The following is a 26,093-nucleotide window of genomic DNA, read 5'->3' as shown; positions in this document are numbered from 1 at the left end:
TTCAAGCGTTTTCAACCACCTTCGTCGAAGTAGTTGTTGATCAGTGTCACCAGCGCGTCCATGGCTTCCTGTTCCTGGTGGCCATCGGTGCTCAGGTGGATCTTGGTGCCCTTGCCCGCAGCGAGCATCATCATTGCCATGATGCTTTTACCGTCAACCGTGGTTTCCGGGGTGCGGCCCACTCTGATCGTGCAATCGGGAAACTGACCCGCCACTCCGACGAATTTTGCCGATGCGCGGGCGTGCAGGCCCAGCTTGTTGATGATTTCGATTTCACGAGCAGGCATCGCGGTGTGAATCCTTTAGCTGAGGTCGCGGTGGCGAACCTGGACGTTCTTCAGGGTCTTCTGCAGCGCCTGGCCAATACGTTCGGTCAGGTAGACGGAACGGTGATGCCCGCCGGTGCAGCCGATGGCAATGGTGACATAAGCACGGTTGCTCGCCGCGAAGCGCGGCAACCATTTGTACAGATACGTGTAAATGTCCTGGTACATCTCCTCGACCTCAGGCTGCGCCGCCAGATACTCGGCGACCGGCTGATCGAGACCGGATTGCGCGCGCAGCTCCGGTTTCCAGTACGGGTTTGGCAGGCAGCGTACATCGAACACCAGATCCGCATCCACCGGCATGCCGCGTTTGAAACCGAACGACTCCACCAGAAACGCCGTGCCCGGCTCCGGCTGGTTCAGCAGACGCAGCTTGATGGTGTCGCGCAACTGGTAGAGATTGAGACTGGTTGTGTTGATCTTCAGGTCAGCCAGGTCGGCGATAGGGCCGAGCAAGGCCGTTTCGTCGTGAATGGCCTCGGCCAGCGAGCGGTTGGCATTGCTCAGCGGGTGGCGGCGGCGGGTCTCGGAGAATCGTTTGAGCAGGGTTTCCTCATCGGCATCCAGGTACAGGACGTCGCATTGGATGTGCTTGTTTCTGGCGTCCTCAAGCAGTTCCGGAAACCGTGACAGATGGCTTGGCAGGTTGCGTGCATCGATTGATACCGCTACCAATGGTTGCGCCAGTTCGGTGTGGATCAGTGCGCGCTCGGCCAGTTCTGGCAGAAGGCCGGCCGGCAGGTTATCGATGCAGTAGTAGCCGTTGTCTTCAAGGACATCCAGGGCAGTGCTTTTACCCGAGCCGGAGCGGCCACTGACGATGATCAAGCGCATGATTACGGCCTGTTCTGTTCTTCCAGGACGACCTGGTACAGCGCTTCATTACTCGGTGCGCTGCGCAACCTGTCGCGCACGTCCTTGCGGTCGAGCATGCTGGCGATCTGGCGCAGCAGCTCCAGATGCGCATCGGTGGCAGCTTCCGGCACGAGCAAGACGAACAGCAAATCGACCGGCGCGCCGTCGATGGCGTCGAAATCGATGGGGGCATCAAGGTGCATCAGCGCACTGATCGGCGCTTCGCAGCCCTTGAGGCGGCAGTGAGGGATGGCGATGCCGTTGCCAAAACCGGTGGAACCCAGTTTTTCACGGGCAATCAATGCCTCGAAGACATCTTGCATCTCCAGATCCGGAACTTCCCGGGCGATCAGGTTGGCAATTTGTTCGAGGGCTTTCTTTTTACTGCCGCCCGGCACGTTCACCAGGGAACGGCCGGGGGTCAGGATACTTTCAAGTCGGATCATGGGGGTGGGGGTTATCGACCGGTAGCGCCCTGGAGCAGGCTCTGGGTCTTTTCCTTATGCTTTTTGAGTTGTTTATCAAGCTTGTCGGTCAGCGCGTCGATCGCAGCGTACATATCGGTATGTTCCGCGTTTGCGACGACCTCATTGCCGGGAATATGCAGCGTGGCTTCGATTTTCTGCTTCAGCTTTTCGACGCACATGGTGACTTGTACGTTGGTGATCTTGTCGAAATGCCCCTCAAGCCTCTTGAGCTTTTGCTCAACGTATTCACGGAGAGGTTGGGTAACTTCCAGTTGGTGTCCACTGATGTTGACTTGCATACAGCTTCTCCTTCGTTGCCAGTGCATAAAGCGGCAGGCCGAAGAGCCTGCCACTGGAACGCTGTAACGTGGCTTACATCAACCGCTTGCGTTCGCTCGAAGGCGCGATCCCTAGGGATTCGCGGTACTTGGCGACGGTGCGGCGAGCCACCTGAATGCCTTGTGCCTCCAGTAAACCAGCGATCTTGCTGTCACTCAACGGCTTTTTCTGATTTTCCGCGGCAACCAGTTTCTTGATGATCGCGCGGATCGCCGTGGACGAGCATTCACCGCCTTCGGAGGTGCTTACATGGCTGGAGAAAAAGTATTTCAGTTCATAAATGCCCCGAGGGGTATGCATGAATTTTTGTGTGGTTACTCGGGAAATCGTCGACTCGTGCATGCCCACCGCTTCGGCAATGTCATGCAGGACCAGCGGTTTCATTGCTTCGTCGCCGTACTCCAGGAAGCCGCGCTGATGCTCGACGATCTGCGTGGCCACTTTCATCAGGGTTTCGTTGCGGCTCTGCAGGCTCTTGATGAACCAGCGGGCTTCCTGCAACTGGTTACGCATGAAGGTATTGTCGGCGCTGGTGTCGGCGCGTCGCACGAACCCTGCGTATTGGGCATTGACCCGCAGGCGTGGCACCGACTCCTGGTTCAGCTCGACCAGCCAGCGTTCGTTGTCCTTGCGCACTATGACGTCAGGCACCACGTATTCGGCTTCGGTCGACTCGATCTGCGAGCCGGGGCGCGGATTCAGACTCTGCACCAGTTCGATGACCTGACGCAGTTCGTCTTCCTTGAGCTTCATGCGCCGCATCAACTGACTGTAATCGCGGCTGCCGAGCAAGTCGATGTAATCGGTGACCAGGCGCTTGGCCTCGGCCAGCCAGGGGGTCTTGGCCGATAGCTGACGCAGTTGCAGCAACAGGCATTCACCCAGGTTGCGTGCGCCGATGCCAGCCGGTTCGAATTGCTGGATGCGATGCAGGACGGCTTCGATCTCGTCCAGCTCGATGTCGAGCTCCGGATCGAATGCGTCGAGAATCTCTTCCAGGGTTTCATCGAGGTAGCCCTGATTGTTGATGCAGTCGATCAGAGTCACCGCGATCAAGCGATCGGTGTCGGACATGGGTGCCAGGTTCAACTGCCAAAGCAAATGGCTTTGCAGGCTCTCGCCGGCGGATGTGCGCGTGGTGAAGTCCCACTCGTCGTCATCGCTACTCGGCAGGCTGCTGGCGCTGGTCTGGTAGACGTCTTCCCAGGCGGTATCGACCGGGAGTTCGTTGGGGATGCGCTCGTTCCAGTCGCCTTCTTCGAGGTTGTCGACCGTCGGGGCGGTTTCCTGATAGGACGGTTCCTGGATTTCGGTGTTGGGCTTCTGTTCGGCGTTGTCGGCCATGGGATCGGAATTGTCGAAGTCGTCGCCGTCTTCCTGGCGTTCGAGCATCGGATTGGATTCCAGAGCCTCCTGGATTTCCTGTTGCAGATCCAGGGTCGACAATTGGAGCAGGCGGATGGCCTGTTGCAGCTGCGGTGTCATCGTCAGCTGCTGGCCCATTCTCAAGACTAGCGATGGTTTCATGGCAGGGGCTTAACACCTTATTCGCCGGCGCTATGCGCCATCCACTACAGGGCGCCGAAACGCCAAACTTAAGCAAATTATATGCCCGAAACTGAAGTGTTTGCCTAGAGCGCTGTAACAATAAAACCCTATAAAAACAGTTTCATCTACACAGCGCCTGGCGCCCGGCCATGCAGCTCAATGCTTACAGGCGGAACTCGTGACCCAGATAGACTTCCTTCACCAGATCGTTGGCGAGGATGGTTTCCGAGTCGCCTTCAGCGATCAGTTGGCCGTCGTTGACGATGTAAGCGGTTTCGCAGATATCCAGTGTCTCACGGACGTTGTGGTCGGTGATCAGTACACCGATGCCCTTGGCCTTGAGATGGTGAATGATCTGCTTGATGTCGCCAACCGAGATCGGGTCGACGCCGGCAAACGGTTCGTCGAGCAGGATGAACTTCGGTGCGGTAGCCAGCGCTCGGGCGATTTCCACCCGGCGGCGCTCACCACCGGACAGGCTCATGCCGAGGTTGTCGCGGATGTGGCTGATATGGAATTCCTGCAGCAGGCTTTCCAGTTCCTTTTTGCGGCCGGCCTTGTCGAGTTCCTGGCGCGTTTCGAGGATGGCCATGATGTTGTCGGCCACCGACAGTTTGCGGAAGATCGACGCTTCTTGCGGCAGATAGCCGATACCGGCCTTGGCTCGACCGTGCATTGGCTGGTGGCTGACGTCGAGATCGTCGATCAGGACGCGCCCCTGATCGGCCTGGACCAGGCCGACAATCATGTAGAAGCAGGTGGTCTTGCCGGCGCCGTTCGGGCCGAGCAGGCCGACGATCTGGCCACTGTCGATCGACAGGCTGACGTCGCGCACGACCTGGCGGCTTTTATAGGCCTTGGCCAGGTGCTGAGCTTTCAGAGTTGCCATTACTGGGTTTTCTCGTCGGTTTTCTTCTTCGGCTGGATCACCATGTCGATGCGCGGACGCGACTCGGTGACCTTGTTGCCGGTAGCGCGACCAGCGCTGGCCAGTTTTTTCACCGTGTCATAGACGATTTTTTCGCCTTGAGTGGTGTTGTTGTCCTTGTCGACCACTTTGGCCTTGTCGATCAGCACGACGCGGTTTTGCTGCGCGTGGTACTGAATGGTCACGCCCCAGCCTTGCACGGGTTTGGCGTCGCCGGCAGTCTGCAGCTGTTCGAAATAGGCGAGATTGCCCACCGAAGTCACAACGTCGATGTCGCCGTTCGGCGCCCGGGTCATGGTCACGGTGTTGCCTTTAACAATCATGGAGCCTTGGGTGATGATTACATCGCCCTTGTAGGTCGCCACGCCGTTCTTGTCGTCGAGCTGGGCATCGTCGGCCTGGATGCGGATCGGTTGCTGGCTATCGTTCGGCAGAGCCCAGGCGCTCACGCTTCCCAGTGCTGCGCCCAGACCGAGCAAAATAGGGAGGGTTTTAACGAGCCTCATACTGTCCTCTTACGTTCGATAGCAGGTGTATCCTGCTTTCCTTCAAATACGCTTTCATTCCTACGCCAGTCGATACACCGCCAGCGCCGTCAATTCTAACGGGTTGCTGGGTCTGCGCATATTGTTGCTGCGGGAATACTGTCATGCGCGTGGAGGTGATCAGCGTATCGCGGTTCTTTTCATCGGTGCGCTTGACCCGAACCGAGTCGATCAGCTCGACTTCGGTGCCGCCTGAGTTCACTTCGCCGCGTTCACTGGTCACGTGCCACGGAAACTCGGTGCCGCGAAACATGTTCAGGTCAGGCTTGGTGACCAATGTGATGTCGGTCGCCTTGACGTGCTCCGCCTTGTCCGACGTCATTTCGTACTGCACTTTGCCGTCTTCGAGGTACTGGATCGTGTGGGTGTTGATCGCGTACCAGTCGATCGGGCTTTCCTCTGCCGAAACCGGCGGTTTGTCGAGGAAGCGTTCCGGGCTGATGTTCCAATAGCCGACTGCACCGAAAATCGCTGCGATGCAACCGAACAGCAGGATGTTGCGAAACTTTTTGCTAAACATGGTTTGACTCACAGGTACGCGTTGTTGGCGGCGTCGAGGCTGCCTTGGGCGCGCAGGATCAGTTCGCAGAATTCGCGGGCGGCACCTTCGCCGCCACGGGCGTGGGTGACGCCGTGGGCGTGTTCGCGCACGAAGGCGGCGGCGTTGGCTACTGCCATGCCCAGTCCGACACGGCGGATCACCGGCAGGTCTGGCAGGTCGTCGCCGAGATAGGCCACTTGTTCATAGCTTAGGCCCAGTTGCTCCAAAAGGCCGTCAAGTACCACCAGTTTGTCTTCGCGACCCTGAAACAGGTGCGGGATGCCGAGATTTTTTGCCCGGCGCTCGACCACCGGGGTCTTGCGACCGCTGATGATGGCGGTCTGTACGCCGGCGTTCATCAGCATTTTGATGCCTTGGCCATCGAGCGTATTGAAAGTCTTGAACTCGCTGCCGTCTTCAAGGAAGTACAAGCGCCCATCGGTGAGAACACCGTCGACGTCGAAAACTGCCAGTTTGATGGCTTTGCCGCGTTGCAGCAGATCGGTGCTCATTTACATCACTCCTGCGCGCAGCAGATCGGAGAGGTTGAAGGCGCCGATCGGACGATCCTCCTCGTCCACGACGACAAGCGCGTTGATTCGGTGGTCTTCCATGATTTTCAGGGCTTCGGCGGCGAGCATCTCGGCGCGGGCGGTCTTGCCGTGCACAGTCATCACCTGGTCGATGGTGGCGCTGTGGATATCGATGCTGCGATCCAGGGTGCGACGCAGGTCGCCGTCAGTGAAGATCCCGGCCAGTTTGCCATCGGCTTCAAGAATGACGGTCATGCCCAGGCCCTTGCGGGTCATTTCCATCAGTGCATCCTTGAGCAGGGTGCCGCGCTGTACCTGCGGCAGTTCCTGGCCGGCGTGCATGACATTTTCCACTTTCAGCAACAGGCGTCGGCCCAGTGCGCCACCCGGGTGGGAAAAGGCGAAGTCTTCGGCAGTGAAACCGCGCGCTTCCAGCAGCGCCACGGCCAGGGCGTCGCCCATGACCAGTGCGGCGGTGGTCGAGGAGGTCGGCGCCAGGTTCAGCGGGCAAGCTTCGTGTTCGACGTGAACGTTGAGGTTGACCTCGGCGGCCTTGGCCAGCGGCGATTGCGGATTGCCGGTCACGCTGATCAGCTGGATGCCCAGACGCTTGATCAACGGCAGAAGGGTGACGATTTCGTTGGTGGAGCCGGAGTTCGACAGGGCCAGGATTACGTCGTCGCGGGTAATCATGCCCATGTCGCCGTGGCTCGCCTCGGCCGGATGCACGAAAAACGCCGGTGTGCCGGTGCTGGCCAGGGTTGCGGCAATCTTGTTGCCGATGTGCCCGGACTTGCCCATGCCGACCACGACAACACGGCCCTTGCTGGCCAGAATCATCTCGCAAGCGCGTACGAAATCGGCGTCGATATGGGGCAACAAGCCTTGTACGGCTTCCACTTCGAGGCGGATGGTGCGTTGTGCCGATTGAATCAGGTCGCTGGTTTGGCTCATGTCAGAAATCGTATAGCCCGATGAAAAGGCGGCGATTATAGCGGTTATGTTGAAAAGCCTCACGCAAGTTCGTCGTGCTTTGTCATTCCTCGTTACCAAAACTCTGCAAATAAGGCTTAAAGCCCTTCAGCTCGCCGAATGCGAACCGGTGCAGGCCTTGGGCGGTTGCCCTTTGCAGTGATATAGTTCGCCGCCAGTTCGGCCTGCCCGGGATGTAGGGGCTTTCCTCAGAAAGCCAGGCGTCCGAGTGAGAGGCTGCATCGCAAGGAGTTTAGATGAGTGCCGATAACGCCTACGCGGTCGAGCTGAAGGGAGTCTCCTTCAAGCGCGGTGCGCGGAGCATTTTCAATAACGTCGATATCCGCATCCCGCGCGGCAAGGTCACCGGCATCATGGGGCCTTCCGGGTGTGGCAAGACCACGCTGTTGCGTCTGATGGGCGCCCAGCTGCGGCCATCCAAAGGCGAGGTCTGGGTCAACGGCCAGAACCTGCCGAAGCTGTCGCGCAGCGATCTGTTCGATGCGCGCAAGCACATGGGCGTGTTGTTTCAGAGCGGTGCTCTGTTCACCGATCTCGATGTGTTCGAGAACGTCGCCTTCCCGCTGCGTGTTCATACCGATCTGCCGGACGAGATGATCCGCGACATCGTTCTGCTCAAGTTGCAGGCCGTGGGGCTGCGCGGTGCCATCGAACTGATGCCCGACGAGCTGTCCGGCGGCATGAAGCGTCGTGTCGCCCTGGCGCGGGCCATTGCCCTCGATCCGCAGATCCTTATGTACGACGAACCGTTCGTCGGCCAGGATCCGATCGCCATGGGGGTGCTGGTGCGCCTGATCCGTCTGCTCAATGATGCCTTGGGGATCACCAGTATCGTGGTGTCCCACGACCTCGCTGAAACGGCAAGCATTGCCGACTACATCTATGTGGTCGGCGATGGCCAGGTATTGGGGCAGGGCACGCCGGACGAACTGATGAGCTCGGATGATCCGCGTATCCGCCAGTTCATGACCGGTGAACCTGACGGCCCGGTGCCGTATCACTTTCCAGCGCCGGATTACCGCGCAGATCTTCTGGGGAAGCGCCGCTGATGCGCAGAATTACATTAATGGAGCGTGTGCGTCGATTCGGCCTCGCCGGAATCGACAGTGTCGCAGTGTTCGGACGTTCGACCCTGTTCCTGTTTCATGCCTTGCTCGGGCGTGGCGGCATCGGCGGCGGTTTTGGCCTGCTGGTCAAGCAGTTGCATTCCGTCGGCGTGATGTCGCTGGTGATCATCGTGGTGTCGGGGATCTTCATCGGCATGGTGCTGGCGCTGCAGGGCTTCAACATCCTGTCGAGTTACGGCTCGGAACAGGCTGTCGGCCAAATGGTCGCACTGACCCTGTTGCGTGAGCTGGGACCGGTGGTGACCGCACTGTTGTTTGCCGGTCGTGCCGGTTCGGCGCTGACGGCGGAAATCGGCAACATGAAATCCACCGAACAGCTGTCCAGCCTGGAAATGATCGGGGTCGACCCACTCAAGTACATCATCGCCCCGCGTCTGTGGGCCGGTTTCATTTCCCTGCCAGTGCTGGCGATGATCTTCAGCGTGGTCGGCATCTGGGGCGGCTCGTGGGTGGCCGTCGACTGGCTGGGCGTCTACGAAGGCTCCTACTGGTCGAACATGCAGAACAGCGTGAGCTTCGGTGACGATGTGCTCAACGGCATCATCAAAAGTGCAGTATTCGCTTTTGTCGTCACCTGGATCGCCGTATTTCAAGGCTATGACTGCGAACCCACTTCCGAGGGGATCAGCCGTGCCACCACCAAGACCGTGGTTTACGCCTCGCTGGCAGTACTCGGCCTGGACTTTATTCTGACCGCTTTGATGTTTGGAGATTTCTGATGCAAAACCGCACCCTGGAAATCGGTGTCGGCCTGTTCCTGCTGGCAGGGATCCTGGCCTTGTTGCTGCTGGCCCTGCGGGTCAGTGGCCTGTCTCCGACTTCGACCACCGATACCTACAAGCTTTACGCGTATTTCGACAATATCGCCGGTTTGACGGTCAGAGCCAAAGTGACCATGGCGGGTGTGACCATCGGCAAGGTCACCGCGATCGATCTGGACCGTGACAGCTTCACCGGTCGGGTGACCCTGCAAGTGGATAAAAGCGTCGACAACCTGCCGACCGACTCCACAGCATCTATCCTGACAGCGGGTCTGCTGGGCGAGAAATACATCGGTATCAGCGTAGGCGGCGAAGACACCCGCCTGAAGGATGGTGGAACCATCCACGACACGCAGTCGTCTCTGGTACTGGAAGACCTGATCGGTAAATTCCTGCTCAATACCGTTAGCAAAGACGCCAAATGAGGAGCTTTTGAATGATCTCTACCTTGCGACGTGGCCTGTTGGTGTTGCTTGCGGCACTGCCGCTGGTGGCCAATGCCGTGGCAGCGCCTTCGGCGCATGACCTGGTTCAGGACACCACCAACCGGATGCTGGCTGATCTGGCCGCCAACAAAGAGAAGTACAAGCAGGATCCGGCTGACTTCTACACCGCGTTGAACACCATCGTCGGGCCGGTCGTGGATGCCGAGGGCATTTCCAAGAGCATCATGACGGTCAAGTATTCGCGCAAGGCAACCCCGGCGCAGATGAAGACCTTCGAGGAAAACTTCAAGCGCGGCCTGTTCCAGTTCTATGGCAACGCGCTGCTCGAGTACAACAACCAGGGCATCACCGTTGATCCGGCCAAGGATGAGTCGGGCGACCGCACCAGCGTCGGCATGACCGTCAAGGGCAACAACGGCGCGATCTACCCGGTGTCGTACACCCTGGAGAAGGTCAACGGCGAGTGGAAACTGCGTAACGTGATCATCAACGGCATCAACATCGGCAAGCTGTTCCGCGATCAGTTCGCCGACGCCATGCAGCGCAATGGCAACGACCTGGACAAGACCATCAACGGCTGGGCCGGGGAAGTCGCCAAGGCCAAGCAGTCGGCCGAGCAGAACGAGAAACCTGCCCAATGACCGAGTCGGCCATTCGTCTGGACGAAGCCAGTGAGCTGCAGCTCAGCGGCGTGCTGGATTACCGCACCGGCCCTGATCTGCGTGAGCAGGGCCGGGCGCTGATCAAGTCGTGCAATGCCCCGGCATTGGTGATCGATTGTTCGGCGGTGGAGAAGTCCAGCAGCGTCGGTCTGTCGCTGCTGCTGTGCTTCATTCGCGATGCAAAGGCCGCCGGCAAGGCGGTCAGCATCCGCGGGATGCCCGAAGACATGCGCGAAATTGCTCAGGTCAGCGAACTGACCGAGCTGTTGGCGCAACCCTGAACCCGCATCAATAGAGAAGCCCCCCGTCAGAGTCCTGCGCAGCGGGGTTCGCAGGCGCGGGGCTTTTTTGTATGATGTCCGACCCGTGCGCACAGGGCGCCGATTGAGGTTGAGCATGCAGGCCGTAGAAGTGAAGAGCTTCCTTGAAGGAAAGCTGCCAGGAACGCTGGTGGAAGTTGAAGGCGAAGGCTGCAACTTTCAGCTGAACGTGATTAGTGATGAACTGGCGGCGTTGAGCCCGGTCAAGCGTCAGCAAAGCATCTATGCCCATTTGAACCCTTGGATCGCCGATGGCAGCATCCACGCGGTCACTATGAAATTTTTCAGCAGCGCGGCCTGGGCCGAGCGCACCTGAGCCCTAGGGCGTCGAGATTCTTATGGATAAATTGATTATTACCGGTGGCGCTCGTCTTGATGGCGAGATCCGCATCTCCGGGGCGAAGAACTCCGCCCTGCCGATCCTGGCCGCCACCCTGCTGTGCGATGGCCCGGTTACCGTAGGCAACCTGCCGCACCTGCACGACATCACCACCATGATCGAGCTGTTCGGTCGCATGGGCATCGAGCCTGTGATCGACGAGAAGCTCAGCGTCGAAATCGACCCGCGCACCATCAAGACCCTGATCGCTCCGTACGAACTGGTGAAAACCATGCGTGCCTCGATCCTGGTACTGGGCCCGATGGTTGCCCGTTTCGGTGAAGCCGAAGTCGCACTGCCTGGCGGCTGCGCCATCGGTTCGCGTCCGGTCGACCTGCACATCCGTGGCCTGGAAGCCATGGGCGCGGTCATCGACGTCGAAGGCGGCTACATCAAGGCCAAGGCGCCTGAAGGCGGCCTGCGCGGTGCGCATTTCTTCTTCGATACCGTCAGTGTGACCGGTACCGAGAACATCATGATGGCTGCCGCTCTGGCCAAGGGCCGCAGCGTGTTGCAGAACGCTGCCCGCGAGCCGGAAGTGGTCGACCTGGCGAACTTCCTCAACGCCATGGGCGCCAAGGTGTCCGGTGCCGGCACCGACACCATCACCATCGATGGCGTCGAGCGTCTGGGTTCGGCCTTCTACAAGGTCATGCCTGACCGTATCGAAACCGGCACCTACCTGGTGGCCGCGGCGGTTACCGGTGGCCGCGTGAAGGTCAAGGACACCGATCCGACCATCCTCGAAGCCGTACTGGAAAAACTCCGTGAGTCCGGCGCAGAAATCACCACCGGTGAAGACTGGATCGAGCTGAACATGCACGGCAAGCGCCCGAAAGCGGTCAACGTGCGCACTGCGCCGTACCCGGCGTTCCCGACCGACATGCAGGCGCAGTTCATCTCGCTCAACGCCATTGCCGAAGGCACTGGTGCAGTCATCGAGACGATCTTCGAAAACCGTTTCATGCACGTGTACGAACTGCACCGCATGGGCGCACACATCCAGGTCGAAGGCAACACCGCCATCGTGACCGGCATCGAAACACTCAAGGGCGCGCCAGTGATGGCAACCGACCTGCGTGCTTCGGCGAGCCTGGTGATTTCGGCACTGGTGGCACAGGGCGATACCCTGATCGACCGCATCTACCACATCGACCGTGGTTACGAGTGCATCGAGGAAAAACTGCAGATGCTGGGCGCCAAGATCCGTCGCGTTCCGGGCTAGTCGCTGCATCTGGACACAGGGAAGTGTCCGTTGAATTCGTTTTGATCGGGGGTGGCAACACCCTCGATGTATGTCCGGCGCCGATTGCGACCGGACATGAGTACCTTGATAAGGACTGACGTTTCCCATGTTGACCATCGCACTGTCCAAGGGCCGCATCCTTGACGACACCCTGCCGCTTCTCGCCGAAGCGGGCATCGTGCCGACCGAGAATCCGGACAAGAGCCGCAAGCTGATCATCCCCACGACCCAGGAAGACGTTCGCCTGTTGATCGTGCGGGCCACCGACGTGCCGACCTATGTCGAGCATGGCGCGGCCGACCTCGGCGTTGCCGGTAAAGATGTGCTGATGGAATACACCGGCCAAGGCCTGTACGAGCCGCTGGATCTGCAGATTGCCCAGTGCAAGCTGATGACTGCCGGCAAGGTCGGCGCGGTCGAGCCCAAGGGCCGCCTGCGCGTCGCCACCAAATTCGTCAACGTTGCCAAGCGTTACTACGCCGAGCAGGGCCGTCAGGTCGATATCATCAAGCTGTACGGCTCGATGGAACTGGCACCGCTGATCGGTCTGGCCGACAAGATCATCGACGTGGTCGACACCGGCAATACCCTGCGTGCCAACGGCCTGGAACCCCAGGAACTGATCGCCACGATCAGCTCGCGTCTGGTGGTCAACAAGGCTTCGATGAAAATGCAACACGCCCGTATCCAGGCGTTGATCGACACCCTGCGCAAGGCAGTGGAGTCTCGACACCGCGGCTGATGTACCTGCGCGACGTTAAGTCGCGCCCGTCTATCCGCCTCATAGCCAGAATCTCAGGTGCCCAAGCGGAAACGACTGCTAAGTTAGGGCGCCTGAGTTTTTGCCATTCCTATGAGGCTCTCGCTATGACCGCACCGACTGCAATTCGCCGACTCAACGCTGCTGACCCGGATTTCGCGCATCATCTGGATCATCTGCTGAGCTGGGAAAGTGTGTCTGACGACTCGGTCAATCAGCGGGTGCTGGACATTATCAAGGCTGTGCGCGAGCGCGGTGACGCGGCGCTGGTCGAGTTCACCCAGAAGTTCGACGGCCTCGAAGTCGCTTCGATGGCGGACCTGATCCTGCCGCGCGAGCGTCTGGAGCTGGCCCTGACCCGAATCACCGTACCGCAACGCGAAGCGCTGGAAAAAGCCGCCGCCCGCGTGCGCAGCTATCACGAAAAACAGAAGCAGGACTCCTGGAGCTACACTGAAGCCGACGGCACGGTGCTGGGCCAGAAAGTCACGCCACTGGATCGCGCCGGTCTGTATGTGCCGGGTGGCAAGGCGTCGTATCCGTCGTCGGTGTTGATGAACGCGATTCCAGCCAAGGTCGCCGGTGTGACCGAAGTGGTCATGGTGGTGCCGACCCCGCGTGGTGAAGTCAACGAACTGGTGCTGGCGGCGGCGTGCATTGCCGGTGTCGACCGTGTGTTCACCATCGGTGGCGCACAAGCCGTTGCCGCGCTGGCCTACGGTACTGAAAGCGTGCCGCAGGTTGATAAGGTCGTTGGTCCGGGCAACATCTATGTCGCCACTGCCAAGCGCCACGTGTTCGGTCAGGTCGGCATCGACATGATCGCCGGCCCGTCTGAAATCCTTGTGGTGTGCGACGGCCAGACCGATCCGGACTGGATCGCCATGGACCTGTTCTCCCAGGCCGAACACGACGAAGATGCCCAGGCGATCCTGGTCAGCCCGGACGCCGAGTTCCTCGACAAGGTTGCCGCGAGCATCGACAAACTGCTGCCGACCATGGATCGCGCGACCATCATCGAAACCTCGATCAACGGTCGTGGTGCGCTGATCCACGTGCGCGACATGGCCCAGGCCATCGAAGTCGCCAACCGCATCGCCCCGGAACACCTTGAGCTGTCGGTCGCTGACCCGCAGGCCTGGCTGCCGCAGATCCGCCACGCCGGCGCGATCTTCATGGGTCGCCACACCTCCGAAGCGCTGGGCGACTACTGCGCAGGTCCGAACCACGTGTTGCCGACGTCCGGCACCGCGCGTTTCTCCTCGCCGCTGGGCGTGTATGACTTCCAGAAACGTTCGTCGATCATCTTCTGCTCCGAGGCCGGTGCCTCCGAGCTGGGCAAGACTGCGTCGATCCTGGCCCGAGGCGAATCGCTGAGCGCCCACGCGCGCAGCGCCGAATACCGCATCAAAGACGAAGTGAAGGGGAACTGAGCATGAGCAAATTCTGGAGCCCGTTCGTCAAGGATCTGGTGCCGTATGTGCCGGGCGAGCAGCCGAAGCTGACCCGTCTGGTAAAACTCAACACCAACGAAAACCCGTACGGCCCGTCGCCAAAAGCCCTGGCGGCGATGCAGACCGAACTCAATGACAACCTGCGCCTGTACCCGGATCCGAACAGCGATCGGCTGAAAAACGCCGTCGCCAACTACTACGGCGTGCAGAGCAATCAGGTGTTCCTCGGCAACGGTTCGGACGAAGTGCTGGCACACATCTTCCACGGTCTGCTGCAACACGATCAGCCGTTGCTGTTCCCGGACATCAGCTACAGCTTCTATCCGGTTTACTGCGGCCTTTACGGCATTAAATTCGACGCGGTGCCGCTGGATGCGCAATTCCGGATCAATCCGGCTGACTACGCCAAACCGAACGGCGGGATCATCTTCCCGAACCCGAACGCGCCGACCGGTTGCCTGCTTGCACTGGAAGCCGTCGAGCAGATCCTCAAGGCCAGCCCGGATTCGGTCGTGGTGGTTGACGAGGCTTATATCGACTTCGGCGGCGAAACCGCGATCAGTCTGGTCGACCGTTATCCGAACCTGCTGGTGACCCAGACCCTGTCCAAATCCCGTTCGCTGGCAGGCCTGCGGGTCGGTCTGGCGGTAGGCCATCCGGATCTGATCGAGGCGCTGGAGCGGATCAAGAACAGCTTCAACTCCTACCCGATCGATCGCATGGCCAATGTCGGCGCGGCAGCAGCGTTCGAGGATCGCGAGTATTTCGACAAGACTTGCGCACTGGTCATCGAGAGTCGCGAATGGGTGGTTGCGAAGTTGCAGGCCAAAGGCTTTGAAGTGCTGCCGTCAGCGGCGAACTTCATTTTCGCCCGGCATCCGCAACACGATGCGGCAGGGCTGGCGGCCAAACTGCGAGAGCACGGTGTGATCGTTCGCCACTTCAAACAGGAGCGGATTGCCCAGTTCCTGCGGATCTCGATCGGTACGCCGGAGCAGAATCAGGCGTTGATCGACGGACTTGGCGACCTGTAAGAAATGAAGCGATGGCCCCCGATTCTGAGCTTTTCGGAAGCGGGGGCATTTTGTCGACGCTTAAACGGCATTGATGTCGAACTCGCCTTCGACGTTGATCCCGTCTAGTGTTGTAAAGCGGTAGGTACCTTTCGCTGTTGTTAGCGGATCATCCACTGTCAGGTCCATCTCCCCGCTTTGGGCAACGTATGACACTCCGTTGATAGAGGTGCGCGCATCACCGTTGCCGAACGTTACCGTATGAGTACCTGCTGCGAGTTTAGGGTGGTTGAGCAATACGTTGCTGGTGCCGTTAACACCCAAAAGGATACCGCCGCCATCAGCAGTCGGAACGTTGTTGACCAAAACTGCATCAAAACCTTCGCCGTTGCTGAGCCGAACACCGAACGAGCCGCTGCCTTTTGCGTTTTTAAGCGCTGTGGAAATGTCCATTTCGCTGATCCCTGTGTTGATAAATGAAAGTGTTCAACAACAGGGATCAGGCTATGGGTAATGCGAAAGCCGTACTACTGACAGAAATGACAGGTATCAATACCGTTTCTGCGGTGAGCGCGCCCTTCATCCTGCTTAAAGGAAATTAGAGCGCGGGTTGCAACGTCCTATTCTTCTTTTTCCTTCATCGGTGCCGGCGGCGGACGCAGACCGATTTCAGCGGTCAGCTTCAATTCCTTGCCATTGCGCATCACCTGTATCGTGACCTTGTCGGTCGGCTTGATCCGCGCCACCTGGTTCATCGATTTGCGGCCATCGCCAGCCGGTTCGCCGTCGATGCTCAGGATCACGTCGCCCAGTTGCAGGCCGGCCTTCTGTGCCGGGCCGTCGCGGAAAATCCCCGCCACCACGATTCCCGGACGCCCGGACAGGCCAAACGACTCGGCCAGTTCCTGGGTCAGCGGTTGCACTTCAATCCCCAGCCAGCCGCGAATCACCTGACCGTGCTCGATGATCGACTTCATGACTTCCATCGCCAGTTTCACCGGGATCGCAAAACCAATGCCTTGCGAGCCGCCGGACTTGGAGAAGATCGCGGTGTTGATGCCGGTGAGGTTGCCGTTGGCATCCACCAGCGCGCCGCCGGAGTTGCCCGGGTTGATCGCCGCGTCGGTCTGGATGAAGTCTTCGTAGTTGTTCAGGCCCAACTGGTTGCGGCCGGTGGCGCTGATGATGCCCATGGTCACGGTCTGCCCGACGCCGAACGGGTTACCGATGGCCAATGCGACGTCGCCGATGCGGATGTTGTCGGAACGGCCGACGGTGATTGAAGGCAAGGTTTTCAGATCGATTTTGAGGACGGCCAGGTCGGTTTCCGGATCGCTGCCGATCACTCGGGCCAGGGTTTCGCGACCGTCCTTGAGCGCCACGACGATCTGGTCGGCGCCGCTGGTGACGTGGTTGTTGGTCAGAATGTAGCCTTCCGGGCTCATGATCACGCCGGAGCCGAGGCTCGACTCCATGCGCTTCTGCTTCGGCGAATTGTCACCGAAGAAACGGCGGAACTGCGGATCCTCGAACAGCGGATGGCTTGGCTTGTTGATGACTTTGGTGGTGTAGAGGTTGACTACCGACGGCGCGGCGATGGTCACCGCGTCCGCATAGGACACCGGCCCCTGCTGCACGCTGGTGGTCTGCGGGGCCTGTTGCAGGTTGACGTCGAGGCTCGGAAGCCCGACCCACTGCGGGTAACGCTGAATAATCAACAGAGCGATAAGCACGCCGGCCAACAGCGGCCAGCCGAAAAAACGCAGCGCCTTGAGCATTAATCACGTCCTGGAAAAGTTGCAGGCGGGGTCAGACCGCCCATAATGTCGCGCATTATACGAGGCCGCGCGTGCCTCTGAACGGGATTTTCAGGAGTCTTTCATGGCCGTTGCCCTCAGTACCCTGGTCGAAGAAGCCGACCGTTACCTCGGCAGTGCGAAAATTGCCGATTATTGCCCCAACGGCCTGCAGGTCGAGGGCCGCCCTCAGGTGATGCGTATCGTCAGCGGCGTCACCGCCAGCCAGGCGTTGCTCGATGCCGCTGTCGACGCCGAAGCCGATCTGGTGCTGGTGCACCACGGTTATTTCTGGAAGGGCGAGAACCCGTGCATCACCGGCATGAAGCAGCGCCGACTGAAGACGCTGCTCAAGCACGACATCAGTCTGCTCGGTTACCACCTGCCGCTGGATCTGCACCCGGACGTCGGCAACAACGTGCAACTGGCCCGTCAGCTGGACATCACCGTCGAAGGGCCGTTGGATCCGGACAATCTGAAGATCATCGGTTTGGTCGGTTCACTGAGCGAACCGATGACCCCGCGCGACTTTGCCCGCAAAGTGCAGGAAGTCATGGGCCGCGAGCCACTGCTGGTCGAAGGCAGCGCTATGATCCGTCGGGTCGGCTGGTGCACCGGCGGCGGTCAGGGCTATATCGACAATGCCATCGCTGCCGGCGTCGATCTGTTCCTCAGCGGTGAGGCCTCCGAGCAGACATTCCACAGCGCCCGGGAAAACGACATCAGCTTCATCGCCGCCGGCCACCACGCCACCGAACGCTATGGGGTGCAGGCGCTGGGCGATTATCTGGCGAAGCGGTTTGCCCTTGAGCATATCTTCATCGACATCCCGAACCCGATCTGAATTCACCCAAATCCTGTGGGAGCGAGCTTGCTCGCGAAGAGGCAGTATCAGTCGCCATCATTGTTGAATGGCAGACCGCTTTCGCGAGCAAGCTCGCTCCCGCAGGGTCCGTATTGGCCGAACCAGCAGGCATATTCATATGCCCTTTCGATCTAGTTGGCGTCCTGATTAGAAGAGGTCGCTGTGCTAGGATTCCCCGCTCGAACACGGCCCGCTGGCCGTTCATAAGAAAGCTTTCGTGAGTAGCCATGGTCGACAAACTGACGCATCTGAAACAGCTGGAGGCGGAAAGCATCCACATCATCCGCGAGGTGGCCGCCGAGTTCGACAACCCGGTGATGCTGTACTCCATCGGTAAAGACTCCGCCGTGATGCTGCATCTGGCACGCAAGGCGTTCTTCCCGGGCAAACTGCCGTTTCCGGTGATGCACGTCGACACCCGCTGGAAATTCCAGGAGATGTACAAGTTCCGCGACAAAATGGTCGAAGAGCTTGGCCTGGACCTGATCACCCACGTCAACCCGGATGGCGTTGCGCAGGGCATCAACCCATTCACCCACGGTAGCGCCAAGCACACCGACATCATGAAGACCGAGGGCTTGAAGCAGGCACTCGACAAGCATGGTTTCGACGCAGCCTTCGGCGGTGCCCGTCGCGATGAAGAGAAGTCCCGCGCCAAGGAGCGCGTCTACTCGTTCCGTGACAGCAAACACCGCTGGGACCCGAAGAACCAGCGCCCCGAGCTGTGGAACGTCTACAACGGCAAGGTCAACAAGGGCGAATCCATTCGTGTGTTCCCGTTGTCGAACTGGACCGAGCTGGACATCTGGCAGTACATCTACCTCGAAGGCATCCCGATCGTACCGCTGTACTTCGCAGCCGAACGCGAAGTGATCGAGAAGAACGGCACGCTGATCATGATCGACGACGAGCGCATCCTCGAACACCTGTCCGACGAGGACAAGGCGCGCATCGTCAAAAAGAAAGTGCGTTTCCGTACCCTTGGCTGCTACCCGTTGACGGGCGCGGTGGAGTCCGAGGCCGAAAGCCTGACGGACATCATTCAGGAAATGCTCCTGACGCGAACTTCCGAGCGCCAGGGCCGGGTCATCGACCACGATGGCGCAGGCTCGATGGAAGACAAGAAACGTCAGGGTTATTTCTAAGGGGTTGTCATGTCGCACGCATCTGATTTGATCAGCGAGGACATCCTCGCCTACCTGGGCCAGCACGAACGTAAAGAGCTGCTGCGCTTTTTGACCTGCGGTAACGTCGATGACGGCAAGAGCACCCTGATCGGGCGCCTGCTGCACGACTCGAAGATGATCTACGAAGATCACCTCGAAGCCATCACCCGCGATTCGAAGAAAGTCGGCACCACCGGTGACGACATCGACCTGGCGTTGCTGGTCGACGGCCTGCAGGCCGAGCGCGAGCAGGGCATCACCATCGATGTCGCCTACCGCTATTTCTCCACCGCCAAGCGCAAATTCATCATCGCCGACACCCCCGGCCATGAGCAGTACACCCGCAACATGGCCACCGGTGCGTCCACCTGTGACTTGGCGATCATCCTGGTCGACGCCCGTTACGGCGTGCAGACCCAGACCCGTCGCCACAGCTTTATTGCCTCCCTGCTGGGCATCAAGCACATCGTTGTCGCCATCAACAAGATGGACCTCAAGGGCTTCGAACAGGGCGTGTTCGAGTCGATCAAGGCCGACTACCTGAAGTTTGCCGAAGGCTTGAAGATGAAGCCGACGAGCATGCACTTCGTGCCGATGTCCGCTCTGAAGGGCGACAACGTGGTGAACAAGTCCGAGCGCTCGCCGTGGTACACCGGCCAGTCGCTGATGGAAATCCTCGAGACCGTGGAAGTGGCGGGCGACCGCAACTTCACTGATCTGCGTTTCCCGGTGCAGTACGTCAACCGTCCGAACCTGAACTTCCGCGGTTTCGCCGGCACTCTGGCCAGCGGCATCGTCAAGAAGGGCGACGAAGTCGTGGTCCTGCCGTCGGGCAAGAGCAGCCGCGTGAAATCCATCGTCACCTTCGAAGGTGAGCTGGAACACGCAGGTCCTGGCCAGGCGGTAACGCTGACCATGGAAGACGAGATCGACATTTCTCGTGGCGACCTGCTGGTCCACGCCGACAACGTTCCGCCAGTGACCGACAGCTTCGAAGCGATGCTGGTGTGGATGGCTGAAGAGCCGATGCTGCCGGGCAAAAAATACGACATCAAGCGCGCGACCAGCTACGTGCCGGGCTCCATCGCCAGCATCGTCAACAAAGTCGACGTCAACACTCTCGAAGAGGGCCCGGCGAGCGCGTTGCAGCTCAACGAAATCGGCAAGGTGAAGATCGCGCTCGATGCGCCGATCGCCCTCGACGGTTACGACAGCAACCGCACCACTGGCGCCTTCATCATCATCGACCGTTTGACCAACGGCACCGTCGGCGCCGGCATGATCGTCGCCCAGCCGGTGACTCACGGTACCGCTACGCATCACGGCAAACTGGCCCATGTAGCGACCGAAGAACGCGCTCAGCGTTTCGGTCAGCAACCGGCTACCGTGCTGTTCAGCGGCCTGTCGGGCGCTGGCAAGAGCACCTTGGCTTACGCGGTCGAGCGCAAGTTGTTCGACCTCGGTCGTGCGGTGTTTGTGCTGGATGGCCAGAACCTGCGTCATGATCTAAACAAGGGGCTGCCGCAGGATCGCGCCGGTCGCACCGAGAACTGGAGCCGTGCGGCGCATGTTGCCCGTCAGTTCAACGAAGCCGGTCTGCTGACGCTGGCGGCATTCGTGGCGCCGAGTGCGGAAGGTCGCGAGAAGGCCAAGGATCTGATTGGCAAGGATCGTTTGCTGACGGTCTATGTTCAGGCTTCGCCGACTGTTTGCGCCGAGCGTGATCCGCAAGGTTTGTACGCTGCCGGTGGCGATAACATTCCGGGTGAGTCCTTCCCGTATGATGTGCCGCTGGATGCTGATCTGGTGATCGATACCCAGTCGTTGTCGCTGGATGAAAGTGTCAAGCAAGTGCTGGATCTGCTGCGTAAGCGTGGTGCGATTTAAGCGTTAGCTGCGAATAAAAAAGCCCGCCGATGAGTGATCATCGGCGGGCTTTTTTATTTCGGGCCAGTTCGGTTAATTGTGGGAGCTAGCCTGCTAGCGATGACGGCCTTTGGGCCGATCAGGCTCTTGGAGTTTTGGGTGAATATCCGTTGCTTCGGGTGCTGCCGCTGGCGGTTCCGCTCTTACAGCGGCTCACTTTTTCAAACGCCAAAAAGTAAGCAAAAGGCTTGGCCCCGGCGTTCGGCACCTCGCTTTGGCTCGGCGTTCCTTCGTTCCGGGATTCATCCGGGGGCATCGCCTACGGTTTGCTTCGCTGCACCTCCTCTCGATGCATGCGGCTTCGCCGCACGGTCGCTGCGCTCCCACCCCCGGATGAATCCCTCCACTCAGCCGGCCGAAGGGGCCGGCACGTCAAAAGCGGTACTCGAGCTAACGCTCATTGTGTTGAGTGGTGGGAAGCTAAAAGCTGAAAGCGAACTGTTTTCCTGTGGGAGCCAGCCTGCTGGCGATGGCGGCCTGACAGACGACCAATTTCTGTCAGGTGTTCCCACAGGGGGGGCTCAGCGTCGTTTGGGATATTCGCGGTGCATCTGCTCAAGCAACGCATCCTTGTCTTGCCACAGCTGGTTGATCCAGCCTTGGAATTGCAGGCGGTATTCGCCGTCCTGGTCGTAGTTCTTGCCGATGAACTGCGGTGGGATTTTCAGTTCTTCGAAGTGCACCACTACGTCTCGTACATTGCCGCACAGCAGGTCCCAGAAGCCAGGGCGTCCGCCGGGGTAGTGGATGGTGACGTTGACGATCGATTCCAGCTGTTCGCCCATTGCATCCAGCACGAAGGCAATGCCGCCGGCCTTGGGCTTGAGCAGGTATTTGAACGGTGACTGCTGCTGTGCGTGTTTGCCTTCGGTGAAGCGTGTGCCTTCGACGAAGTTGAAGATGCCTACCGGGTTGTCGCGGAATTTCGCGCAGGTCTTGCGGGTGGTTTCCAGGTCTTTGCCTTTCTTTTCCGGGTGTTTTTCCAGATAGGCTTTTGAATAGCGTTTCATGAACGGGAAGCCCAGCGTCCACCACGCCAGACCGATGATCGGGACCCAGATCAGTTCCTGCTTGAGGAAGAATTTCAGCGGCTGGATACGTCGGTTGAGCACGTATTGCAGCACCAGGATGTCGACCCAGCTCTGGTGGTTGCTGGTGATCAGGTACGAGTGTTGATAGTCCAGGCCCTGCAGGCCGCTGAGGTGCCAGCGGGTGCGGCGGACCAGGTTCATCCAGCCTTTGTTGTTGCTGATCCAGGCTTCATGGGTGTGGCTCATCAGCCAGCGCGAGGCGCGGCGTGCGAGGTCGAACGGCAGCACTTTGATCAGTGCCACGAGAAACAGGAACGAGCACAGCAGGATCGTGTTCAGCGCCAGCAGCAGCGCGGCGATTACGCCGCGCAGGGTGGCAGGGAGAAAAGCCAGCATCGGGTCAGATATCCAGAGGTCGGTTGGCAGCCTGAATCGCAGTCAGGGCAATGGTGTAGACGATGTCGTCGACCTGCGCGCCGCGCGGCAGGTCGTTCACCGGTTTGCGCAGGCCTTGCAGCATCGGGCCGAGGCTGACGCAATCGGCGCTGCGCTGCACGGCTTTGTGGGTGGTGTTGCCGGTGTTCAAGTCGGGGAATACGAACACCGTGGCGCGACCGGCCACCTGGCTGTTTGGCGCCAGTTGCCGGGCCACGGTTTCGTTGGCGGCGGCGTCGTATTGCAACGGCCCGTCGATCAGCAGAGAGTGCTGTTGTTCGTGGGCGAGCAGGGTGGCCTCGCGGACTTTCTCGACTTCTTCGCCGGTGGCCGATTCGCCGCTGGAGTAGCTGATCATCGCCACGCGCGGGGTGATGCCGAACGCGGCGGCCGAGTCGGCGCTTTGCAGGGCGATCTCGGCCAGTTCACTGGCGCTCGGATGCGGGTTCATCACGCAGTCGCCGTAGACCAGCACTTCTTCGGGGAACAGCATGAAGAACACCGACGACACCAGCGTACAGCCCGGCGCGGTCTTGATCAGTTGCAGGGCCGGGCGGATGGTGTTGGCGGTGGTGTTGATGATGCCGGAAACCAGTCCGTCGACTTCATCCAGCGCCAGCATCATGGTGCCGATCACCACGGTGTCTTCCAGTTGCTGCTCGGCCATCGGCGCGTTGAGGCTTTTGCTCTTGCGCAGGGCGACCATCGGTTCGACGTAGCGCTCGCGGATCAGATCCGGATCGAGGATCTCCAGCCCCGGCGGCAGCACGATGCCTTGGGCACGGGCCACGGCTTCGACGTCAGCCGGTTTGGCCAGCAACACGCAACGGGCAATTCCACGCTCCTGACAGATTGCAGCCGCTTGCACAGTGAACGGCTCGCTGCCTTCGGGCAGAACGATGCGTTTGTTGGCGGCCTGCGCGCGTTGAATCAATTGATAGCGGAACACGGCTGGCGACAGGCGCATTTCCCGTGGCGTACCGCAGCGCTGGTGCAGCCAGTTGGCATCCAGATGGCTGGCGACGAAATCGGTGATGATCTCCGCGCGTTCGCGGTCGTCGACGGGGATTTCCTTGTTCAGGCCGTTGAGCAGGTTGGCGGTGTCGTAGGAGCCGGTGCTCACCGACAGCACCGGCAAGCCAGCCTGCAAGGCGCCACGGCACAGATCCATGATGCGCGGATCGGGCAGGGTGTCGCTGGTCAGCAGCAGGCCGGCCAGCGGTACACCGTTGATGGCCGCGAGGCTGACGGCGAGGATGATGTCGTCGCGATCGCCGGGGGTCACCACCAGCACGCCGGGTTTGAGCAAGTCCACGGTGTTGCGCATGGTGCGTGCGCAAATGATGGTCTTGGTCATGCGCCGGGTTTCGTAGTCGCCGGCGTTGAGCACCTGGGCGCCCATCAGGTCGGCCACATCGCGGGTGCGCGGGGCGTTGAGTTCGGGCTGGAACGGAATGCAGCCGAGCAGACGGAAATCACCGGTGCGGAGCAAGGGCGAATGCTCTTTCAGACGCGCAGCGAAGGCGTCCATGCTTTCGTCGGTCTTGACCTTGTTGAGGATCACGCCGAGGACTTTCGGGTCTTTCGGTCCGCCGAACAGTTGCGCCTGTAACTCGACGCGGCCGGACAGTTCGGTCAGCACTTCGTTTTCCGGCGCCGAGACCAGAATCACCTCGGCATCCAGGCTCTTGGCCAGGTGCAGGTTGACCCGCGCGGCATAGCTGGCGCTGCGGGTCGGCACCATGCCTTCGACGACCAGCACGTCTTTGCCGATGGCTGCCTGCTGGTAGAGAGTGATGATTTCTTCGAGCAACTCGTCGAGCTGACCGTCGCCAAGCATCCGCTCGACGTGGGCCAGGCCCAGTGGCTGCGGCGGTTTCAGACCGTGGGTGCGGGCCACCAGTTCGGTGGAGCGCTCAGGGCCGGTGTCGCCCGGATGCGGCTGGGCAATCGGTTTGAAGAAGCCGACTTTCAGCCCGGCCCGCTCCAGCGTACGCACCAGCCCGAGGCTGATGGAGGTCAGACCCACACCAAAGTCGGTGGGCGCGATAAAAAAAGTTTGCATGCGGATTCTCTAAGGGTGCATGGCAATGGCGATCGTCTCCGTGTGCCGATCTGCCTGAATTCAGTCGCCAAGGTTATCGCTAACCGAGCCTTGAGCGCACCAACCGCAAGCAAAGGGTTGGCCTATTTTTTCAATACGTTGCGCGGCGTCCAGGACCCATGCCCGGGACTGCCAGGGCGGGAGGTGGCGCAGGTGCTGGGTGTGGCCGCAGGACAGCTCGGCGACCCAGTGGCCGTCCTCGTCCTGATGGAATCCGGTGATGGTCACGGGCGCCAATCCGTCCCGTCTGTCCGGGTTCTGTTCGCTTTCGGGCAAATCCTTGTTTAGACTTGTCCGTTCTTCATTCTTATGCAAAAGGTCTCGCCCCATGCTGATCGCCGCCAATAAGGCTGTCTCCATCGACTATACCCTGACCAACGACGCTGGTGAGGTCATCGACAGCTCCGCCGGCGGCGCTCCGCTGGTCTACCTGCATGGCGCAGGCAACATCATCCCGGGCCTGGAAAAAGCCCTGGAAGGTAAAGAAGTCGGCAACGAGCTGGAAGTTTCCGTCGAGCCGGAAGATGCCTACGGCGAATACGCCGCTGAGCTGGTAAGCACCCTGAGCCGCAGCATGTTCGAAGGCGTTGACGAGCTGGAAGTCGGCATGCAGTTCCACGCTTCGGCGCCGGACGGCCAGATGCAGATCGTCACCATCCGTGACCTGGACGGCGACGACGTCACCGTCGACGGCAACCACCCGCTGGCCGGTCAGCGCCTGAACTTCAAAGTGAAGGTCATTGCCATCCGTGACGCCAGCCAGGAAGAAATCGCTCATGGTCACGTCCATGGCGAAGGTGGCCATCACCACTGATTTTCTGCGCTAAGCTCAGAGAACTGGAGAGGCGCCCGAGGGCGCCTTTTTAGTCCGCGGCTGTCCTTGGTGGTCTCGCCAAGTGGCTGTTTCGAGTAGAACACGGGAATCTGGAGTTCGTCATGAGTGCTTTTCACGACCTTAAGTTGACAGCCCTGGATGGTCAGGAGCTACCGCTGGCACCCTTCAAGGGCCAAGTCGTGCTGGTGGTCAACGTCGCCTCCAAATGCGGCTTGACCCCACAGTACGCGGCGCTGGAAAACCTTTATCAGCAATACAAAGGCAAAGGCTTCAGTGTGCTGGGCCTGCCATGCAACCAGTTTGCTGGCCAGGAACCGGGCAGTGAGCAGGAGATCCAGGAATTCTGCAGCCTCAACTATGGCGTGAGTTTTCCGTTGTCGAAAAAGCTCGAAGTCAATGGTCACGACCGTCATCAGCTGTATCGTTTGCTGGCGGGCGAGGGCGCGGAGTTTCCCGGTGACATCACCTGGAATTTCGAGAAATTCCTGCTCGGCAAGGACGGTCGGGTACTGGCCCGATTCTCGCCGCGCACGGCGCCGGATGATCCTTCGGTGATTACGGCGATTGAAAAAGCCCTGAGCTGAAACACAAAAATCGCAGCCATCGAGCTGCGATTTTTTTCGCCTGCCTTTTGACCCTTAATCATTCAGATCAATAGTGCTATCCGCCGGTTGAAACTCCGCATATTATCG

The 26,093-nt window shown here is 59.8% G+C and carries 30 protein-coding genes; 15 read left to right on the top strand and 15 right to left on the bottom strand.

Going from position 1 to position 26,093, the window contains the following annotated elements:
• Positions 1-11: 11 nt before the first annotated feature.
• The 10 genes from N8H71_RS16285 to N8H71_RS16240 form a co-directional block, all read right to left on the bottom strand.
• Positions 12-287: an HPr family phosphocarrier protein gene (locus N8H71_RS16285; RefSeq protein ID WP_007953585.1), complete on the bottom strand. Its 276-nt coding sequence runs from the start codon at positions 285-287 to the stop codon at positions 12-14.
• A 15-nt stretch (positions 288-302) separates the two neighbouring features.
• Entirely contained in the window at positions 303-1,160 is an 858-nt protein-coding gene (gene rapZ / locus N8H71_RS16280) for an RNase adapter RapZ (RefSeq protein WP_262194764.1), read from the bottom strand.
• 2 nt (positions 1,161-1,162) lie between these two features.
• Positions 1,163-1,627 (bottom strand): PTS IIA-like nitrogen regulatory protein PtsN, encoded by a 465-nt coding sequence (gene ptsN / locus N8H71_RS16275; RefSeq protein ID WP_007953580.1) that lies wholly within the window; start codon positions 1,625-1,627, stop codon positions 1,163-1,165.
• Between the two features lie 11 nt (positions 1,628-1,638).
• Positions 1,639-1,947 carry a ribosome hibernation-promoting factor, HPF/YfiA family gene (hpf, locus tag N8H71_RS16270; protein WP_007953578.1) on the bottom strand — a complete coding sequence of 103 codons (309 nt, stop codon included), beginning with the start codon at positions 1,945-1,947 and terminating at the stop codon, positions 1,639-1,641.
• Positions 1,948-2,020: 73 nt separating this feature from the next.
• The gene (locus N8H71_RS16265; protein WP_262194763.1) at positions 2,021-3,514 is read right to left on the bottom strand and encodes an RNA polymerase factor sigma-54; all 1,494 of its coding nucleotides are present in this window, start codon (positions 3,512-3,514) and stop codon (positions 2,021-2,023) included.
• Positions 3,515-3,698: 184 nt separating this feature from the next.
• Positions 3,699-4,424, bottom strand: coding sequence for an LPS export ABC transporter ATP-binding protein (gene lptB, locus N8H71_RS16260; protein WP_262194762.1), 726 nt, complete (start codon positions 4,422-4,424; stop codon positions 3,699-3,701).
• Positions 4,424-4,969, bottom strand: coding sequence for a lipopolysaccharide transport periplasmic protein LptA (gene lptA, locus N8H71_RS16255; RefSeq protein WP_262194761.1), 546 nt, complete (start codon positions 4,967-4,969; stop codon positions 4,424-4,426). The genes lptB and lptA overlap by 1 nt, the downstream gene beginning before the upstream one ends.
• Positions 4,956-5,528: an LPS export ABC transporter periplasmic protein LptC gene (lptC, locus tag N8H71_RS16250; protein ID WP_262194793.1), complete on the bottom strand. Its 573-nt coding sequence runs from the start codon at positions 5,526-5,528 to the stop codon at positions 4,956-4,958. The genes lptA and lptC overlap by 14 nt, the downstream gene beginning before the upstream one ends.
• Before the next feature lie 8 nt (positions 5,529-5,536).
• Positions 5,537-6,061: a KdsC family phosphatase gene (locus tag N8H71_RS16245; protein ID WP_074691813.1), complete on the bottom strand. Its 525-nt coding sequence runs from the start codon at positions 6,059-6,061 to the stop codon at positions 5,537-5,539.
• Positions 6,062-7,036, bottom strand: a complete 975-nt coding sequence (locus N8H71_RS16240) for a KpsF/GutQ family sugar-phosphate isomerase (protein WP_011332477.1) — start codon at positions 7,034-7,036, stop codon at positions 6,062-6,064.
• Positions 7,037-7,311: 275 nt separating this feature from the next.
• On the opposite strand from N8H71_RS16240, the gene N8H71_RS16235 reads away from it, so the two are divergent.
• The 10 genes from N8H71_RS16235 (at position 7,312) to hisC (ending at position 15,264) form a co-directional block, all read left to right on the top strand.
• Positions 7,312-8,124: an ATP-binding cassette domain-containing protein gene (locus N8H71_RS16235; RefSeq protein WP_007953564.1), complete on the top strand. Its 813-nt coding sequence runs from the start codon at positions 7,312-7,314 to the stop codon at positions 8,122-8,124.
• Positions 8,124-8,921: a lipid asymmetry maintenance ABC transporter permease subunit MlaE gene (gene mlaE, locus N8H71_RS16230; RefSeq protein WP_007953561.1), complete on the top strand. Its 798-nt coding sequence runs from the start codon at positions 8,124-8,126 to the stop codon at positions 8,919-8,921. Before N8H71_RS16235 ends, mlaE begins: the two co-directional genes overlap by 1 nt.
• Positions 8,921-9,388, top strand: a complete 468-nt coding sequence (mlaD, locus tag N8H71_RS16225) for an outer membrane lipid asymmetry maintenance protein MlaD (protein ID WP_007953559.1) — start codon at positions 8,921-8,923, stop codon at positions 9,386-9,388. The genes mlaE and mlaD overlap by 1 nt, the downstream gene beginning before the upstream one ends.
• A gap of 11 nt (positions 9,389-9,399) precedes the next feature.
• Positions 9,400-10,050 (top strand): MlaC/ttg2D family ABC transporter substrate-binding protein, encoded by a 651-nt coding sequence (locus tag N8H71_RS16220; RefSeq protein WP_262194760.1) that lies wholly within the window; start codon positions 9,400-9,402, stop codon positions 10,048-10,050.
• Positions 10,047-10,352: an STAS domain-containing protein gene (locus N8H71_RS16215; protein WP_007953557.1), complete on the top strand. Its 306-nt coding sequence runs from the start codon at positions 10,047-10,049 to the stop codon at positions 10,350-10,352. The genes N8H71_RS16220 and N8H71_RS16215 overlap by 4 nt, the downstream gene beginning before the upstream one ends.
• 115 nt (positions 10,353-10,467) lie before the next feature.
• A complete protein-coding gene (locus N8H71_RS16210) occupies positions 10,468-10,707 on the top strand; it encodes a BolA family protein (RefSeq protein ID WP_039769303.1) in 240 nt (79 codons plus the stop codon).
• A gap of 22 nt (positions 10,708-10,729) precedes the next feature.
• Positions 10,730-11,995 (top strand): UDP-N-acetylglucosamine 1-carboxyvinyltransferase, encoded by a 1,266-nt coding sequence (murA, locus tag N8H71_RS16205; protein ID WP_115076563.1) that lies wholly within the window; start codon positions 10,730-10,732, stop codon positions 11,993-11,995.
• Positions 11,996-12,122: 127 nt separating this feature from the next.
• Complete coding sequence (gene hisG, locus N8H71_RS16200) at positions 12,123-12,758, top strand: ATP phosphoribosyltransferase (protein WP_007953554.1); 636 nt, start codon at positions 12,123-12,125, stop codon at positions 12,756-12,758.
• A gap of 125 nt (positions 12,759-12,883) precedes the next feature.
• Complete coding sequence (gene hisD, locus N8H71_RS16195) at positions 12,884-14,209, top strand: histidinol dehydrogenase (RefSeq protein ID WP_007953552.1); 1,326 nt, start codon at positions 12,884-12,886, stop codon at positions 14,207-14,209.
• A 2-nt stretch (positions 14,210-14,211) separates the two neighbouring features.
• Positions 14,212-15,264: a histidinol-phosphate transaminase gene (gene hisC / locus N8H71_RS16190; RefSeq protein WP_262194759.1), complete on the top strand. Its 1,053-nt coding sequence runs from the start codon at positions 14,212-14,214 to the stop codon at positions 15,262-15,264.
• A gap of 60 nt (positions 15,265-15,324) precedes the next feature.
• Here hisC and N8H71_RS16185 read toward each other — a convergent pair whose 3' ends face one another.
• Positions 15,325-15,696 (bottom strand): hypothetical protein, encoded by a 372-nt coding sequence (locus N8H71_RS16185; RefSeq protein ID WP_262194758.1) that lies wholly within the window; start codon positions 15,694-15,696, stop codon positions 15,325-15,327.
• A 167-nt stretch (positions 15,697-15,863) separates the two neighbouring features.
• Positions 15,864-17,021, bottom strand: coding sequence for a Do family serine endopeptidase AlgW (gene algW / locus N8H71_RS16180; protein WP_192563541.1), 1,158 nt, complete (start codon positions 17,019-17,021; stop codon positions 15,864-15,866).
• A gap of 103 nt (positions 17,022-17,124) precedes the next feature.
• Between algW and N8H71_RS16175 the strand changes: the two genes are divergently transcribed.
• From N8H71_RS16175 to cysN, 3 genes are all read left to right on the top strand, one after another.
• Positions 17,125-17,883 carry a Nif3-like dinuclear metal center hexameric protein gene (locus N8H71_RS16175; RefSeq protein WP_262194757.1) on the top strand — a complete coding sequence of 253 codons (759 nt, stop codon included), beginning with the start codon at positions 17,125-17,127 and terminating at the stop codon, positions 17,881-17,883.
• Between the two features lie 248 nt (positions 17,884-18,131).
• Positions 18,132-19,049, top strand: coding sequence for a sulfate adenylyltransferase subunit CysD (gene cysD / locus N8H71_RS16170; protein ID WP_007953546.1), 918 nt, complete (start codon positions 18,132-18,134; stop codon positions 19,047-19,049).
• A 9-nt stretch (positions 19,050-19,058) separates the two neighbouring features.
• Entirely contained in the window at positions 19,059-20,957 is a 1,899-nt protein-coding gene (gene cysN, locus N8H71_RS16165; RefSeq protein WP_262194756.1) for a sulfate adenylyltransferase subunit CysN, read from the top strand.
• 560 nt (positions 20,958-21,517) lie between these two features.
• On the opposite strand, the gene N8H71_RS16160 is transcribed toward cysN, so the two are convergent.
• Genes N8H71_RS16160 through N8H71_RS16150 form a run of 3 tightly spaced genes read right to left on the bottom strand, consistent with a single transcriptional unit; the run spans position 21,518 to position 24,896 of the window.
• Complete coding sequence (locus N8H71_RS16160; RefSeq protein WP_262194755.1) at positions 21,518-22,423, bottom strand: acyltransferase; 906 nt, start codon at positions 22,421-22,423, stop codon at positions 21,518-21,520.
• 4 nt (positions 22,424-22,427) lie between these two features.
• Positions 22,428-24,527, bottom strand: coding sequence for a phosphate acetyltransferase (pta, locus tag N8H71_RS16155; RefSeq protein WP_007959085.1), 2,100 nt, complete (start codon positions 24,525-24,527; stop codon positions 22,428-22,430).
• A gap of 60 nt (positions 24,528-24,587) precedes the next feature.
• Positions 24,588-24,896 carry a DUF3565 domain-containing protein gene (locus N8H71_RS16150; protein WP_262194791.1) on the bottom strand — a complete coding sequence of 103 codons (309 nt, stop codon included), beginning with the start codon at positions 24,894-24,896 and terminating at the stop codon, positions 24,588-24,590.
• Between N8H71_RS16150 and N8H71_RS16145 the strand changes: the two genes are divergently transcribed.
• Both N8H71_RS16145 and N8H71_RS16140 read left to right on the top strand, forming a co-directional pair.
• Entirely contained in the window at positions 24,895-25,380 is a 486-nt protein-coding gene (locus N8H71_RS16145) for an FKBP-type peptidyl-prolyl cis-trans isomerase (protein ID WP_262194754.1), read from the top strand. The genes N8H71_RS16150 and N8H71_RS16145 overlap by 2 nt on opposite strands.
• Positions 25,381-25,502: 122 nt before the next feature.
• A complete protein-coding gene (locus N8H71_RS16140; protein WP_007959082.1) occupies positions 25,503-25,985 on the top strand; it encodes a glutathione peroxidase in 483 nt (160 codons plus the stop codon).
• The last annotated feature ends 108 nt before the right edge of the window (positions 25,986-26,093 follow it).

Source organism: Pseudomonas koreensis, assembly GCF_025447595.1.
Taxonomy (GTDB): domain Bacteria; phylum Pseudomonadota; class Gammaproteobacteria; order Pseudomonadales; family Pseudomonadaceae; genus Aquipseudomonas; species Aquipseudomonas koreensis_H.
The sequence above is the reverse complement of the archived record's forward strand: the minus strand, read 5'-3'. Positions and strand labels throughout refer to the sequence as shown.